This is a genomic window from Pantoea sp. paga, assembly GCF_007558755.1.
Lineage (GTDB): Bacteria > Pseudomonadota > Gammaproteobacteria > Enterobacterales > Enterobacteriaceae > Pantoea > Pantoea agglomerans.
This window is the reverse complement of record NZ_VLTF01000004.1, coordinates 71,227-85,744: the sequence shown is the minus strand read 5'-3', so window position 1 is coordinate 85,744 and position 14,518 is coordinate 71,227. Positions and strand designations below refer to the sequence as shown.

Sequence of the window (14,518 nt, the reverse complement as noted above, 5' to 3'; positions counted from 1 at the left end):
GAAACGGATTAGGACTATGGTTTTTGAAGTTCAATCGGCTAAACTGCGTACGCATCCGTTGGCAGACTGTTACGCGTGCTGCCACTCCATCGAAGATTCAGGGAATGTGTTATGAAAACGTTGGGCGAATTTATCGTCGAGAAGCAGCATGACTTTCCGCACGCTACAGGTGAACTGACAGCGCTGATTTCCGCTATTAAGCTGGGTGCCAAAATCATCCACCGCGATATCAACAAAGCCGGTTTAGTGGATATTCTGGGTGCCAGCGGCGTCGAGAATATTCAGGGTGAGCAGCAGATGAAACTTGATCTGTTTGCCAACGAGAAACTGAAGGCAGCACTGAAGGCACGCGGCATCGTCGCCGGTATCGCTTCTGAGGAAGAAGACGAGTTTGTGATCTTTGAAGGTGAAGAAAACGGTAAGTACGTGGTGTTAATGGATCCACTGGATGGTTCTTCTAACATCGACGTTAACGTTTCCGTCGGCACCATTTTCTCTATCTACCGCCGCGTCAGCGAGCCGGGTACGCCGGTTGTAGAAGCGGACTTCATGCAGCCAGGCAACAAGCAGGTCGCTGCCGGTTACGTGGTTTACGGCTCCTCCACCATGATGGTTTATACCACCGGTGCAGGCGTGCATGCGTTTACTTACGATCCGTCTCTGGGTGTGTTCTGCCTCAGCCACGAACGTATGACCTATCCACCAACGGGTTACACCTACTCTATTAACGAAGGTAACTACATTCGTTTCCCGCAGGGTGTGAAGAAATATCTGAAGTTCTGTCAGGAAGAGGATCTGCCAACGCACCGTCCTTATACCTCACGTTACATCGGATCGCTGGTCGCGGATTTCCATCGTAATCTGCTGAAAGGCGGCATCTACCTCTACCCAAGCACCGCCAGCCATCCTCAGGGTAAGCTGCGTCTGCTGTATGAGTGCAACCCGATGGCGTTCCTGGCAGAGCAGGCGGGCGGTAAAGCCAGCGACGGTCAGAAGCGTATTCTGGATATTCCACCGGTCACGCTGCATCAGCGCTGCCCGTTCTACTGCGGTAACGAGGCGATGGTGAACGACGTTGAGCGTTTCCTGGCCGAGTTCCCGGATTGCCGTCAGGGTTAATCCGGCAGTGATATAAAAATCATATAAAACAGCAAGGGCGCGATTTTCGCGCCCTTGCTGTTTTTACGCCGTCTGCAACCTGAACTGCGCCATGGTTGCCTGAAGCTGATCGGACTGCGCTTCCAGCGACTGGGTCGCGGCGGTTGCCTGCTCCACCAGTGCCGCGTTCTGCTGCGCCGCCGCATCCATCTGTGTGACCGCCAGATTGACCTGCTCAATGCCACGGCTCTGTTCGTCGGAGGCCATCGAGATCTCTTTCATCAGCGCCGTTACGCGCATGACCTCACCAGAAATCTCATCCATGGTTTCCCCGGCCCGCGTCGCCATCTCGCTGCCCTCTTTGACCCGCGACTGTGAATCACTAATCAGCGTACGGATCTCTTTGGCCGCGTTAGCGCTGCGCTGTGCCAGCGTGCGCACTTCATTTGCCACTACCGCAAAGCCACGGCCCTGTTCGCCTGCGCGCGCCGCTTCAACGGCGGCGTTGAGCGCCAGGATATTAGTCTGGAAGGCGATACCATCAATCACGCCAAGAATGTCGCCGATACGATTGGCACTGTCGGTAATCTCATGCATTTTTTCCATCACGTAGCAGACCACCTCTGCGCCGCGATCGGCGGTATCAGAGACCGCGTTAGCCAGCTGGTGCGCCTGCTGGGCGTTGCTGGCGTTAAGCCGCACGGTTGCCGTGAGCTGCTCCATGCTGGCCGCAGTCTGCTCCAGCGAGGCGGCGGACTCTTCGGTACGCTGCGACAGATTGACGTTGCCCGCGGCCAGTTCACGGCTGCCGATGTCGATCTGCATACTCGCTTCGCGCACCTGACTCACCGAGGTACGCAACGACTGCTGCATCCCGGCGAGCGCATGATTAAGCCGCCCCAGCTCATTGTTGCCCGACGGTGGCAGCACCTGCGAGAGGTCACCCGCCGCGACCTGCTCAAGATGGAGAATGGCCAGGTTCAGCGGCTGCAGCAGCATCCGACGCAGCAGTTGCCAGGCGAGCACCAGCAGCAGCAGTGTTAATACCACCGCCACGGCGATCAGGATTTTCATTTTGGTTTCGTTGTAGGCCGCCTGCGCCAGCTGGGCCTGCGTGATCTGATCGGCCAGCTGGCTGAAGTCCGTGACGGCCTTGTTGTAGCTGGCCGCCAGCGTCGCCAGGTTGCCTTCCAGCAGCTGGTAATACTCGTCGGTATATTGCTTATCCAGGGCGTTCATCATCGGTTTGATGCCCTGGTCGAGATAGGCTTTGTAACTGGCCGAAACCGCATCGGCCAGCTTTTTGCCGTGCGCCGTCACCGTTCCGGCGTCCACAAAGCGCTTCAGGCTTTGCTGTGATGAGACCACATCCGCCTGCGACAGTTTTGTTACTGCCGCCCCCTCTTCCAGTAAACCAATTTCAATTTTACGCACCGCCAGCGCGGCATTAGCGCGGGCCCGCATCAGATCTGCATTGCTCTGGTAAAGACTGTTCAGCTCGATCCCCTGAATGCGGTTGATCACATCCAGCGAGCGATTCCCTTTGTTAATTGCCACGATACCCATAAAACTCACCGCCAACAGCAGCAGTGTCATAAATGCCAGCAAGGCCAGCAACCCCGTGCGAAGTGATAACTGTTTCATCCAGATAGTTTCCGTGTATGTGAAAAGGCAAATTTTCCAGCGGCCCTAAAACGGATGAAGTATCGGCAGTAACGGCGCGAAACTTTAACCCTGATTAGTGTTAACAACTTGATCATCACGGGAACATCCATCAAGCTAATCGCCGCTTATCCGTTCTCCGGAGAAAAGAATGAAACCAGGATTACTTCTGATGCTGCTGTGCCTCAGCACGGCGGCGCTGGCAGAGGATATGCCCCAGGACGCCTCGCCCGACCGCTGCCTCAATGACGCCTCTACTACCCTTGCCATGAACCAGTGCTACGCTGCGGCCAATCGGGCCTGGGATCAGGAGATGAATAAGCAGTACAACAAACTGATGAAAACCCTCTCCGGCGAACCTAAAAACAAACTGCGTGTCGCACAGCGCGCCTGGCTGAGCTACCGCGACAGCTGGCTTGAGGCGAGCCGCAGCCAGCTCAGTACACAAGGCTCGCTGGGCAGCGTGGCGCTGAGCGCTCAGAGCCTGAGCCTGGTGCGCAATCAGGCACTGATGTTGCAGTCACTTGGTAAAGGCAGCTGTGCTAACCCCGATGACTGCTGATCGATAACCGGCTTTTGCGCTGACTGAAGTCAGCGCACTCATTAACCTTCAGGGAGAAACCATGGCTGCTTACGCCTCGACCATCATTCTGATTTGCCTCGCCGTACTGAGTTATTTCGTTCACAACAACGCGGTCACGATTTCGATTCTGGTGCTGCTGGCGATTAAAATCACCCCGCTGGCTCAGTTCTTCCCCTACGTAGAAAAACAGGGCATTACCTTAGGCATCATTATTCTTACCGTGGCGGTGATGGCCCCGCTGGCAAGCGGCTCACTGCCCGCCTCTGCGCTGATCAAGTCGTTTGCTAACTGGAAGTCGATTGTGGCGATTCTGGTAGGGATCTTTGTCGCCTGGCTGGGCGGTCGTGGCGTGAACTTTATGAGCGTCCAGCCTTCGGTGATTGGTGGTCTGCTGATTGGTACGGTGATTGGCGTGGCGTTCTTCCGTGGGGTGCCGGTAGGACCACTGATTGCCGCAGGCATTGTTTCGCTGTTTGTGGCGGCTAAGTAGCGTTTGGGCGCATTCCGAAACGCCAAAAAGGGGGCATACTTTCAGAGTCAGTTGGCTATAATAGCCGACACTCAACATACGACTACTGAAGGAATGCCAGATGAGTTTGAACCAGGTGCCAGCAGGTAAAGACCTGCCAGAAGATATCTACGTTGTCATTGAGATCCCAGCGAATGCTGATCCGATCAAATATGAAGTTGATAAAGAGTCTGGTGCCCTGTTTGTAGACCGTTTCATGTCTACCGCCATGTTCTATCCGTGCAACTACGGCTACATCAACCATACCCTTTCTCTGGATGGTGATCCGGTTGACGTACTGGTTCCGACCCCGTATCCACTGGTTCCAGGCTCAGTGATCCGCTGCCGTCCGGTTGGCGTGCTGAAAATGACCGACGAGTCTGGCGAAGATGCCAAGCTGGTTGCCGTTCCGCATACCAAACTCTCTAAAGAGTACGATCACATCAAAGATGTGAACGACCTGCCAGAACTGCTGCGTGCACAGATCACCCACTTCTTTGAGCACTACAAAGATCTGGAAAAAGGCAAATGGGTGAAAGTGGATGGCTGGGATAATGCCGAAGCCGCTAAAGCTGAAATCATCTCCTCTTACGAGCGCGCACAGAAGAAGTAATTCTGCTGCCGGTTTGTGAGTCGAAAAAAAAACACCGTCCGGATGGACGGTGTTTTTGTTCAGGCCTCTGGCTCCTCATCGCGCTTCAGCCAGTCACCACTCATGATGCGCTGGCGTCCTGCCACTGAGCGTTGATAGACATAAAGCCATGCACTGCCAAACGGCGTCTGAGTCAGATAACGTTTGTACTCTCCCCCTTTGGTGCGAAGCGCATCCAGCTCCGCAAGGGTTGAGGCATCAATGCGGTACACCTCACAATGTACCGCTCCATTGCCCTCAATCACGCCGGGATAATGGCCCAGACTGTAAAGCTCAAAGCCTTCAATCTGGTGATCACCCAGCCACTGCGCATTCGTCATCCAGTGACTGTTTCCCTGTTTGCGCCGTAAACTGCCGTAGACAATTATTCGCATTGCTAAAACTCAAACTGATAGAGCAAATCGAGAGCCTGATCCACACCGGACACGGCTTCCAGATAGAGTTTAGGCATCAGGCGGTAACGCAAGGTTAACGTCGCCAGTGAATCAAATATGCCAACACCGTATTTTACCTGCAGACCCGGTAGCACATAGCCGCTGACCTGCACCTGCTGGCTGTCGCCAACACCGGCAGTATCAACAGCGAGATTGCTGACACCGAATGTCTCCCCGATTTTACCCACAACCTGCCCACTTTGTGCAACCCCTAAGCCAACAAGTGCTGAAGTGAGGGCGTTACTGTCGCCGTCGCTGCCCAATCCCTGACCGCGCAGCAGATAGGAAAGCGCTTCCTGTTGCGACATCGCCGGATCGGAGAAGACTTCCGCTTTTGGCTCATCCGCCAGGCCAGTGACGCGCAGACCCGCGGTGACGCCATCCTCGGTAGCATCCGGATTACGGATGGCTTCCAGGTTGACGTAAGGCTGATCCGGCGGACCGGCAAACTGCAGCTCGCCTTTACGCACGATCAGATCCTGACCATAAGCGTGGAAGCGGCCGGACGGAATGTTGATCTGACCGTTCAGACCGAGTCCTGACTTATCCTGCACCATTTTCAGATCGCCATTCAGCTTCGCTTTCAGGCCAAACGCAGAGAGCCGCACATCGTTGCCGACGTGGATCACCAGATTGCTGTTAATCGGAATAGCCGCGGTTTGCGGTGCAATCGGCTTCAGCTGTTTATCCAGCATCACCTCATCCGACGAGACGCCGGTGGCGCTTTCCGGTACTTCCTGCACCGTGATGCGCGCCCATGGAATATCGACCCGGCCATCAAGGTTAAAGGCCGCTGGCGTCGCTTCAAACACCAGATCCGGCGAGACATCCATGCGCACCATCGGCGGCACGGTCACGCGAACCCGGCTGCCCTGCGCCGCAATGCGCGCACGCCAGTTGTCGAGCTGACTCCAGTCTGCGTTACCGCTGAGGTTGATATTGCCCTGCCCGGTCTGCACCAGCCCGTTCAGGGTGGAGCTCATGCCGTTAAATACCAGATTCAGGTTGGCACTGGTCAGATCAACCGGCATAAAGTTGCCATCCACATCCACACCCGTCAGGCCAAGCTGACCAAATACCTGCGGCTGCTGCACGCTGCCACCCAGGCGCAGGCTGCTGTTCAGGCTGCCTTTGATCTTCTCGCCCTGCATCAGCGCCGGATTGAGCATCGCCAGCGAGACATTGCGGATGTTGACGTTACCGCCCAGCGTGCGGCGATTTTGCGGATCGTCGATCTGCACGTTACCATCCAACTGACCGTTATTGGCGATGCGGATCAGCCAGTCGAGCTGGGCGCGTCCGTTTCGCAGCGCGGCATTGAGGTTCAGCGTGTCAAAGGCGATCGGCAGATTGTTGCCCTGCACATCCTGCACCACTTTCACGCCGTTGCCCTTCAGCGCCACGGTACCGGTCGGCAGGCTGCCATCGGCAGTCCAGTTGACGCGCACGTCGCCGCTGAACAGGCCGCTAAGCTGAGTCGCATCCGGCATAAACGGCTTCACCATCGCCAGGTCAAAGCGGTTCAGCACCACATGCGCCTTGCCTGCCGGGCCCGCTTCAACCGGCTCCGGCACACAAATTTGCGCATTGGGGTTCTGCCAGCAGTGCGGCCCGATGGTTGCCGTCTGGCGGCTGTTCAGATAGTCGATGGCCATGGCGCGGGTCAGACGCCACTCACCGACTGGCGTATCAAAGTGGGTGTCGTTCAGCGACCCTTTCCAGCGCTCGGTCTGGCGATCAAAGCTGCCGTTCAGCGCCAGCTGGCCAGAGACCGGTTTGCCCTGCACATTGAGCTTCAGCTGATGCTGATGCTCATTGCCGTCCGCATTCAGCGTCAGCAGGCTGATGTTCAGCGCATCCTGCTTCAGTTGCTCGACGCGCAGTTGCAGTTTACCCGCCACCTGCTCGCCGGAACGGACGTCGCCATTCAGGGTGACGCGATTGATCTGCATCTGCTGCCAGCGCAGACCACGGGCATTGAGATCGGCCAGCAGCTGCGGTGCCTTCAGGGTGCCACGCGCTTTTATTGTGCCGTTGATGACGCCGCCCAGACCCGGCAGCGCATTGTCGAGCTGGGGCGCGTCGATGCTGGCATCGAGATCCAGACTGTCGCCCAGCGCCCCTTTAACATCCAGATGGTTGCGTCCCAGCGCCAGCTTAATGCCCGGCACCGTCCACTGGTTGTAGCTGTTACCGGTCAGGGATCCATCAGCGGTCACGGCGTTCTGTTTCACATTGCCTTTCAGCTGTAGCTGCGGCACGCTCAGTTGCCAGCTGCCGCCATACAGACTGCCGCGGGTGGTGATTTTGCCATCCAGCCGTGCTGGCCAGTCGGGATACTGTTTAGCGGTATTGATTCCCGCCAGCGTCAGTTCACTGCGCCAGCTTATCGCCTTGCTCCAGTCCACCAGCGCGGTGAGATCGATATTGCCCTGCAGCGCAGCCACGCGCAGGCGGTCGAGGCTGAACTGCTCAACGTTGCCTTTACCCGTCAGCGAGATCGTCGCCGGTGGTACAGATTCACCCTTCACGGCGGTCTGCAGCGACATCACATAGTCGGTGGCTTTGCCTTTGAACTGATAGTCCAGGTTATCCGCCTGATACGCTACCGGACCGGTCAGCGGCCAGCGTAACTGCGGACTGGTCAGCTTCAGTGACAGCGGCAATCCCGCCACCGCCAGCTGGGTCGTGGCGTCCAGCTGCGCATTCACCGGACCGGAGAGGTTCAGCCCCATCTTCAGCTCGTCGCGCATCGCGCCATTAAGTTTCAGCGCGAGCTTTTCGCCTTTAATCGGATCGGTATTCACTGTGCCGTTAAGGGAGAAATCGACCGGCCAGTTATCCGCCAGCGTCGCCTGACCGCTACCCTTGAGGTTGCCGAGGTTCGAGTCCACCTCCAGCGTGCTGAGCTGCATCTGGCGGTCAGCGGTTCTGGCTTTTAGCAGCAACCGGCTCACAGAAATATCGGTGTCGCCGGTAATGCGCAGCTGTTCACCCAGAATCTGCTGCACCTCAATATCCAGCGGCAGACGGAAATCAGGCATCTCAGGCAGCAGGGGTTGCGCAAACATCGCCTGCAGCGTTTCACCCAGCGGTTTTTCAGCGGGATGTGGCTGCTGGACTTTCGGCTCCACCACCTCGTCATTGACCACTTTCGCCGCTTTCGGCAGCGCAATCAGCAGGCTTTGAATATGGGTCGGGTTCAGCGTCAGCGCACGATCCTGCCACTGCAGGCCGGTAGTGAAGTCGAGCAGCGATATTGCGGTGTCATCAACTTTGACATTGATATTGTGCAGGCCAAAGTGACGCAGCGTGATGGGGTATGGCGTGCTGAGGTTAGTGTTGCCACTCTCCTCTTCCGGGGCTGGTGCGGCTGGCGTCATTTTCTTGCTGTCGACCACCACGCTGATATCGCGCAGGGAGACATCGTTAACGCACACGGAGGAGTGCAGCAGGCAGTTGAGATCCACCGCCAGATGAATTTGCCCGGCATCGACACTGACGCCGGGCATTTCGTAACGCAGACCGTTAAGGGTCAGGTTACGCCAGCCCCCATCGACCTGTTTGATTGACAGGCCCGGCACCCAGCGCGACGCACCTTTCAGCACTAAATGCAGCCCAGGCGTGGTACCGATTAAAAATGCTACGCCGCCCAACAGCACGACCAGAAAGATCAGAATGCCGATCAGGACCTTTTTCCACAGCTTCATAGTTCTGGCCCCAGCCCTACGTAAAATTGTAATCCATGCTCTTCGTCATCCCCGATGGGTCTGGCGATATCAAATTTGATTGGGCCAACCGGTGAAGACCAGCGCACGCCGACACCCGCACCGGTTTTGACGTTACTTTGCTTGATGTCGTTAACCGCTTCGCCCGAGTCGACAAACACCGCGCCCCACCATTTCCCGGTGACGTTGTACTGATATTCCAGCGATCCGGTGGCGAGTTTTGATGCACCGGTGAGTTTGCCGTCATCATCGCGCGGTGAAATATTTTTGTATTTGTAGCCACGAATACTGCGGTCACCACCGGCAAAGAAGCGCAGATCCGGCGGCACTTTGTCGAAGTCGTTGGTTTCGATCCAGCCCAGATTGCCGCGCGCCACAAAGCGATGACTGTCGCCAAGGGTACGGATCCAGACGTTTTGCGCCTGCAGGATCAGGAAGTCGACGTCTGAACCCCAGGTAGTATCAGAGACGTCTGCCGAATAGCGCTGTGAATCGCCCCAGGTCGGCATCAGGCCGCCACGGGAACGGGTGCGGTTTACGCTGACGCCAGGATAGAGCAGCATAGTGGTGTTGGTCACGCTGCCCTGAGTAAAGTGATCCAGGCTCCAGCGCAGGTTGACCGCCTTCTGCCAGCCGCTGCTGCTGTCCCAGTTGCGCGACATCGCAAGCGTCGTGGTATCTGCTTTGGTGTCGTTGAGGTCGGTGCGCTTCAGGCCGCCGGAGAAGGTATAGTACTGCTCAAGCGGGCTTTTCAGCAGCGGCACTTTATAGCTGAGATCGACCTGCTGTTCCGGCGCGGAAACGTAGGCGCTGGCCGCCAGGCTGTGACCGCTGTCGTTGATCCACGGTTTTTTCCAGGTCCCTTTCAGGCGCGGACCGACGTCTGTGGAATAGCCGACGCCGGTTTCAATGGTGTTTTCGGTGCGGGGTGACATTACTGCGCTCAGCGGCAGCACTTTGGTCTGTCGTCCCTTGCTGAATTCCGGCGCGACCACCACCGAATTAAACCAGCCGGTAGCGGAGAGGCGGCGATTCAGCTCGGCTAAATCGCGGGAGCTGTAGTAGTCCCCCTCTTTAAACGGCACCAGGTTTTGCAGGTACTCTTCGCGAATTTGCGATCCCTGGAAAGTGACGTCGCCGAAGCGATAGCGTTCGCCACTGTCGTAGTCGATATCCCAGAACGCTTCACGCCGCTCCACCGAGACACCAAGCTGGCTTTTTTTAAACGTGCCGTCGAAATAGCCGTTACGCAGTGCGAGATTAGAGAAGCCGCTTTTGAATTTGTCATATTGCCCGTGGTTAAGCTGGCTGCCCACTTCAGGGCGTCCCTGCTTCACCCAGGCTTTGTAATCCGCGTCATTACGCGCATCGCCTTCGACCACAATCGTGCTGCCGCCGATTTTTACCGGTTCACCAGGCGTTACGTGTGCCACTAATACCGGTCGTCCCCCCTGCGCAGGCGCGGGGCGGGATTCAAAATCGATGGTGGGCTCGTAATAACCGAGCGCGCGCAGCCCCTCTTTTATCGCAACAGAAACGCGCGCGCGAAAGCGGCCATCATTAGAGACCTCATCGCTGCCGATGGTGGACAGACGCGCTCTGACATTCTTTTGCAGATCCCCGGATAAGCCGTCTACCTGTAATCGCACTGTTGCCGCCTCAAGGGCGGGCGCGGCAAGCAGCAGGCCAGCCATGCAATAAACATAAAATCGTGGCACCTGTACTCCTGTTAATCATGCCGGCCCCTTTTCCGCGGGGCGCTTATTAATCTTCTTTGCCCGCACTACCGCAACGGCAACATCCTCATCATAGCCGCACTTTATGGCAAACGGCGGAGCAACACTGACATCTAAGTCAAATAACGGGGCTATTGTCGGTAAATGGGGTGAGCGATACAACTCCTGCGGGTCGGAATGATCAGTCCGATATGACTCACTCAGATAAATCCGAGTCTGTAACCGGCCGCTCTGGCTGCTAATGCGCCCTTAAGCAGCGGTTTGCCCTCTGGCGGCGCGATGAGCGCTCCTGCTATAATCGGCCACCACAGGCATGCCGCCTGTTTTCATTTCTGCCCCGACATGTCGTTTGTTGTCGAACTGGCGCAGACATTTTTGGCACGGATAGCTTTGTTTCACGGATAAACCAACTCTGTTTGCGCTTACCCACGCTGCCCAGGCCAAAAATGACAAGTGGATAACCCTTTGGATCTCATATGTTAGATAGCTTACTTGTCATTCTGTTACTGATCGTAATCAGTGCCTTTTTCTCCCTGTCGGAGATCTCGCTGGCGGCCGCCCGTAAGATCAAACTGAAATTGCTGGCCGATGAAGGCAACGTAAATGCGCAGCGCGTGCTGAAAATGCAGGAAACGCCGGGCATGTTCTTCACCGTAGTGCAGATTGGCCTCAACGCCGTCGCCATCCTGGGGGGTATTGTCGGTGATGCGGCGTTTTCACCGGTTTTCAGCGGCCTGTTTAACCGGTTTGTCTCGCCGGAACTGGCGGAGCAGCTCAGCTTTATCTGCTCCTTCACCATCGTTACCAGCCTGTTTATCCTGTTTGCTGACTTAACCCCAAAGCGGGTCGGCATGGTCGCACCGGAAACCATCGCGCTGCGCATCATCAACCCGATGCGTTTCTGCCTGCTGATAATGCGTCCATTGGTGTTTCTGTTTAATGGCCTGGCAAACGTCTTCTTCCGTATTTTCAAGCTGCCGATGGTGCGTAAAGATGACATCACCTCCGACGACATCTACGCGGTGGTGGAAGCCGGTGCGCTGGCTGGCGTGCTGCGTAAGCAGGAGCACGAGCTGATTGAAAACGTGTTTGAGCTGGAGTCACGTACCGTTCCCTCTTCAATGACCTCACGTGAGAATATCGTCTGGTTTGATCTGCATGAAGATGAAACCAGCCTCAAAACCAAAATCGCCCAGCATCCTCACTCGAAGTTTCTGGTCTGCAGCGGCGATATCGACCATATCGTTGGTTATGTCGACTCCAAAGAGCTGCTGCTGCGCGTACTGGGTAATCAGAGCATGGCGCTGAACAGCGGCCTGCAGATTCGCTCAGCGCTGATCGTGCCGGACACGCTGACGCTCTCTGAAGCGCTGGAAAGTTTTAAAACCGCCGGAGAAGATTTCGCGGTGATCATGAACGAATATGCGCTGGTTGTAGGCATTATTACCCTGAATGATGTAATGACCACGCTGATGGGCGATCTGGTTGGTCAGGGTATGGAAGAGCAGATTGTGGCGCGCGATGAGAATTCATGGCTGGTTGAAGGCGGTACGCCGATTGATGACGTGATGCGCGTGCTGGACATTGATGATTTCCCGCAGTCAGGTAACTACGAAACCATCGGCGGCTTTATGATGTATATGTTGCGCAAGATTCCGAAGCGTACCGATTTTGTGAAGTTTGCTGGCTACAAGTTCGAGGTGGTGGATATTGATAGCTATCGCATCGATCAGCTGCTGGTCACCCGCATCGATGAACGACCACCGGTGCTAAGCATGACGAAAAGCGAAGAAGAGTAGAATGACCAGCAACCTGGCCCAGCAGGTATAATTGCTGCAGGCAGTCTGGACACGGACAGCGCGGAACAATCCGAAGCAGACGTAGTCTGTGAGAATTGTGAGCAGTGCTCAGGTTCAGAGTAACAAATAGAATGGCCTGACTGGCCAGACACTAAGGGCGCCGATGGCGCCCTTATGATTAGTTGAACTCAAGTTTGAGACGAACGACCTGGCGGTTAATTTCTGACATCACGCTCAGGTGCTGTTTGTCTTTGACGCGCGGGATTAATACTTTCCCTTTGTCGAACTCGAACGCGCCGACGTCCTTGATATACAACCTTCCTTTGAACAGCGTTTTTACATATTTCGCTATTTGTAGCGGATTATAGCGCTGGAAGATCTTCATACTGACTAACTCCTGTACATTTTTAAGCACGCTTCGCCGTTTCCAAATTTGGTTCCAGCCCATGAAGCGCGAATTCGCGATAACTATAGAACACTCAAACCTACTAATGTTCCTAAAAGTGATTTTTTTTACTGAATTGACACATCATTACAGAACACTCTGTTATCAGGCTCACACAACACAGTATAAACCTTCGTTGGTTAAGGAATTGTGGCGGCCATAACAAACCTGACACCTTTCCAGGACAGGCGCATCATCCCTGCTTACTATTGCAGTAAAATGACTAACTGGTCTGATCACTCAAGGAAATAGCAATGCGAATAACTCTGACAGCTGTAGCGTTGTCTTTACTGATACCGGCAAGCGTGATGGCTCATGACCTCAGGCAGGATATGCGGGTACCGGCCGTTGGCGTGAATGACAAAGGCGAGCTGTTATTGCAGCAGGATAAGTTTAGCTACAAAAACTGGAATAGCGCGCAGCTCAGCGGAAAAGTTCGCGTGGTTCAGCACATCGCGGGGCGCTCATCCGCTAAAGAGATGAATGCCGCATTGATCGAGGCGATTAAGGCCGCGAAGTTGCCGCATGATCGCTATCAGACCACCACCATCGTGAATACAGATGATGCCATTCCCGGTACGGGCATGTTTGTGCGCAGCAGCGTCGAGACCAACAAGCAGCAATATCCGTGGTCGCAGTTTGTCGTCGACAGCAAGGGCAATGTGCAGCATGCCTGGCAGTTACAGCCGGGCGGTTCCGCCATTGTGGTGCTGGATAAGCAGGGTAAGGTGAAATTTGTGAAGGATGGATCGCTGACGCAGGATGAAGTGACGAAAGTGATTACGCTGGTCACATCCCTGCTGAAGGATTAATCGCTGAAGCCCCGGTGGGAAGAGAATCGCCCGCCGGGGTTTCAGCCTTCAGCAGGCTGAGCGCTCAGACAGCGTTAAAACAGTGAAACGCGGAAGCCAGGATTAAGGAAGGATTCGCGCGGCGCGTAGTCCAGAGTTTTACCCTGCCAGTCGTGCACATGCGCGCCCGCCGCCATCGCCACGGCATGGCCCGCGCCCGTATCCCAGATGTTGGTGGGTCCAAAACGGGGATAGAGCTGGGCTTTTCCTTCTGCCACCAGGCAGAACTTCAGTGAGGATCCGGTCGCGACGGTCTGATGTTCACCTAACTGCTTCAGATACTCTTTCATCTCGTCGTCGTCGCCATGTGAACGACTCACCACCACCAGCGGAGGTCGCGCATCACGGACATGAATCTGTTCACGCTGACCGCCCTCCTCTTTCCACGCTTTGCCGTCTGCAGCGGAGTACATCACGCCCAGCACCGGCGCATAGACCACGCCCATTACCGGCTTACCCGCTTCGATCAGCGCAATGTTAACGGTAAATTCGCCGTTACGTTTGATGAACTCTTTGGTTCCATCCAGCGGATCGACCAGCCAGTAGCGCTGCCAGTGCTGACGCACCTCCCAGGCTGGCGGATCTTCTTCTGACAGCACCGGCACATCAGGCGTTAACTGTGTCAGGCCAGCGAGGATCACTTCGTGCGCAGCGATATCCGCGGCGGTCACCGGCGAATCATCCGATTTGTGAGAAACGTCAAGCGGCGCGGCACCGTTATAGACCTGCATAATCGCGTCGCCTGCTTCGCGTGCCAGTTGGCAGATTTGCTCTAACATTTTTCACCTCATTGTGTCTGTCTGCTGCCGGATCAGCTCATCGTCAGATAGTGACATTTTAGCAGTTCCGCCTGAAGTACCCATTTACAGGCACTCCGGCGATTCAATTTATAGATATATCAATATCATAGTTACCCATTTATCGCCACGCCTGTGCCGCTACGCCTCCATCGTTTAAGAATCCGTCGCTGACCGATGCGCCAAAACGTTATACCCATCACGATTTAAAATGACTATCTGTCA

Annotated in this window: 12 protein-coding genes; 6 read left to right on the top strand and 6 right to left on the bottom strand. The window is 55.6% G+C overall.

What is annotated here, in order from left to right:
* Positions 1 to 111: 111 nt before the first annotated feature.
* Positions 112 to 1,119, top strand: coding sequence for a class 1 fructose-bisphosphatase (fbp, locus tag FOV68_RS13045; protein WP_010256459.1), 1,008 nt, complete (start codon positions 112 to 114; stop codon positions 1,117 to 1,119).
* Between the two features lie 63 nt (positions 1,120 to 1,182).
* Here the strand turns inward: fbp and FOV68_RS13040 are convergent, their stop codons facing one another.
* Entirely contained in the window at positions 1,183 to 2,742 is a 1,560-nt protein-coding gene (locus tag FOV68_RS13040) for a methyl-accepting chemotaxis protein (protein ID WP_031594492.1), read from the bottom strand.
* A 169-nt stretch (positions 2,743 to 2,911) separates the two neighbouring features.
* Here FOV68_RS13040 and FOV68_RS13035 point away from each other — a divergent pair, with 169 nt between their 5' ends.
* From FOV68_RS13035 to ppa, 3 genes are all read left to right on the top strand, one after another.
* Complete coding sequence (locus tag FOV68_RS13035) at positions 2,912 to 3,322, top strand: lysozyme inhibitor LprI family protein (RefSeq protein WP_031594493.1); 411 nt, start codon at positions 2,912 to 2,914, stop codon at positions 3,320 to 3,322.
* A 61-nt stretch (positions 3,323 to 3,383) separates the two neighbouring features.
* Positions 3,384 to 3,833 carry a DUF441 domain-containing protein gene (locus FOV68_RS13030; RefSeq protein WP_003855520.1) on the top strand — a complete coding sequence of 150 codons (450 nt, stop codon included), beginning with the start codon at positions 3,384 to 3,386 and terminating at the stop codon, positions 3,831 to 3,833.
* 100 nt (positions 3,834 to 3,933) lie between these two features.
* Complete coding sequence (ppa, locus tag FOV68_RS13025) at positions 3,934 to 4,464, top strand: inorganic diphosphatase (RefSeq protein WP_003855519.1); 531 nt, start codon at positions 3,934 to 3,936, stop codon at positions 4,462 to 4,464.
* Between the two features lie 59 nt (positions 4,465 to 4,523).
* Here the strand turns inward: ppa and FOV68_RS13020 are convergent, their stop codons facing one another.
* Genes FOV68_RS13020 through FOV68_RS13010 form a run of 3 tightly spaced genes read right to left on the bottom strand, consistent with a single transcriptional unit; the run spans position 4,524 to position 10,359 of the window.
* Complete coding sequence (locus FOV68_RS13020) at positions 4,524 to 4,877, bottom strand: gamma-glutamylcyclotransferase (RefSeq protein WP_010256451.1); 354 nt, start codon at positions 4,875 to 4,877, stop codon at positions 4,524 to 4,526.
* Between the two features lie 2 nt (positions 4,878 to 4,879).
* Entirely contained in the window at positions 4,880 to 8,647 is a 3,768-nt protein-coding gene (locus FOV68_RS13015) for a translocation/assembly module TamB domain-containing protein (protein ID WP_115387140.1), read from the bottom strand.
* The gene (locus FOV68_RS13010; protein WP_174819611.1) at positions 8,644 to 10,359 is read right to left on the bottom strand and encodes an autotransporter assembly complex family protein; all 1,716 of its coding nucleotides are present in this window, start codon (positions 10,357 to 10,359) and stop codon (positions 8,644 to 8,646) included. Before FOV68_RS13010 ends, FOV68_RS13015 begins: the two co-directional genes overlap by 4 nt.
* A 518-nt stretch (positions 10,360 to 10,877) precedes the next feature.
* On the opposite strand from FOV68_RS13010, the gene FOV68_RS13005 reads away from it, so the two are divergent.
* Complete coding sequence (locus tag FOV68_RS13005; protein WP_010256442.1) at positions 10,878 to 12,200, top strand: hemolysin family protein; 1,323 nt, start codon at positions 10,878 to 10,880, stop codon at positions 12,198 to 12,200.
* A gap of 178 nt (positions 12,201 to 12,378) precedes the next feature.
* On the opposite strand, the gene FOV68_RS13000 is transcribed toward FOV68_RS13005, so the two are convergent.
* On the bottom strand, positions 12,379 to 12,585 hold the full coding sequence (locus FOV68_RS13000; protein ID WP_003855513.1) for a DUF1107 domain-containing protein: 207 nt from the start codon (positions 12,583 to 12,585) through the stop codon (positions 12,379 to 12,381).
* A gap of 314 nt (positions 12,586 to 12,899) precedes the next feature.
* On the opposite strand from FOV68_RS13000, the gene FOV68_RS12995 reads away from it, so the two are divergent.
* Complete coding sequence (locus FOV68_RS12995; RefSeq protein WP_031592751.1) at positions 12,900 to 13,457, top strand: YtfJ family protein; 558 nt, start codon at positions 12,900 to 12,902, stop codon at positions 13,455 to 13,457.
* Positions 13,458 to 13,531: 74 nt separating this feature from the next.
* Here the strand turns inward: FOV68_RS12995 and cysQ are convergent, their stop codons facing one another.
* Positions 13,532 to 14,275 (bottom strand): 3'(2'),5'-bisphosphate nucleotidase CysQ, encoded by a 744-nt coding sequence (cysQ, locus tag FOV68_RS12990; protein ID WP_031592749.1) that lies wholly within the window; start codon positions 14,273 to 14,275, stop codon positions 13,532 to 13,534.
* Between the last annotated feature and the right edge of the window lie 243 nt (positions 14,276 to 14,518).

Bases quoted from the DNA above. Each gene is read 5' to 3' on its own strand.
- FOV68_RS13000 (WP_003855513.1), bottom strand. From the start codon at position 12,585: ATGAAGATCTTCCAGCGCTATAATCCGCTACAAATAGCGAAATATGTA.
- FOV68_RS13035 (WP_031594493.1), top strand. From the start codon at position 2,912: ATGAAACCAGGATTACTTCTGATGCTGCTGTGCCTCAGCACGGCGGCG.
- ppa (WP_003855519.1), top strand. From the start codon at position 3,934: ATGAGTTTGAACCAGGTGCCAGCAGGTAAAGACCTGCCAGAAGATATC.
- FOV68_RS13030 (WP_003855520.1), top strand. From the start codon at position 3,384: ATGGCTGCTTACGCCTCGACCATCATTCTGATTTGCCTCGCCGTACTG.
- FOV68_RS12995 (WP_031592751.1), top strand. From the start codon at position 12,900: ATGCGAATAACTCTGACAGCTGTAGCGTTGTCTTTACTGATACCGGCA.
- cysQ (WP_031592749.1), bottom strand. From the start codon at position 14,275: ATGTTAGAGCAAATCTGCCAACTGGCACGCGAAGCAGGCGACGCGATT.
- FOV68_RS13015 (WP_115387140.1), bottom strand. From the start codon at position 8,647: ATGAAGCTGTGGAAAAAGGTCCTGATCGGCATTCTGATCTTTCTGGTC.
- FOV68_RS13005 (WP_010256442.1), top strand. From the start codon at position 10,878: ATGTTAGATAGCTTACTTGTCATTCTGTTACTGATCGTAATCAGTGCC.
- FOV68_RS13040 (WP_031594492.1), bottom strand. From the start codon at position 2,742: ATGAAACAGTTATCACTTCGCACGGGGTTGCTGGCCTTGCTGGCATTT.
- FOV68_RS13010 (WP_174819611.1), bottom strand. From the start codon at position 10,359: ATGGCTGGCCTGCTGCTTGCCGCGCCCGCCCTTGAGGCGGCAACAGTG.
- FOV68_RS13020 (WP_010256451.1), bottom strand. From the start codon at position 4,877: ATGCGAATAATTGTCTACGGCAGTTTACGGCGCAAACAGGGAAACAGT.
- fbp (WP_010256459.1), top strand. From the start codon at position 112: ATGAAAACGTTGGGCGAATTTATCGTCGAGAAGCAGCATGACTTTCCG.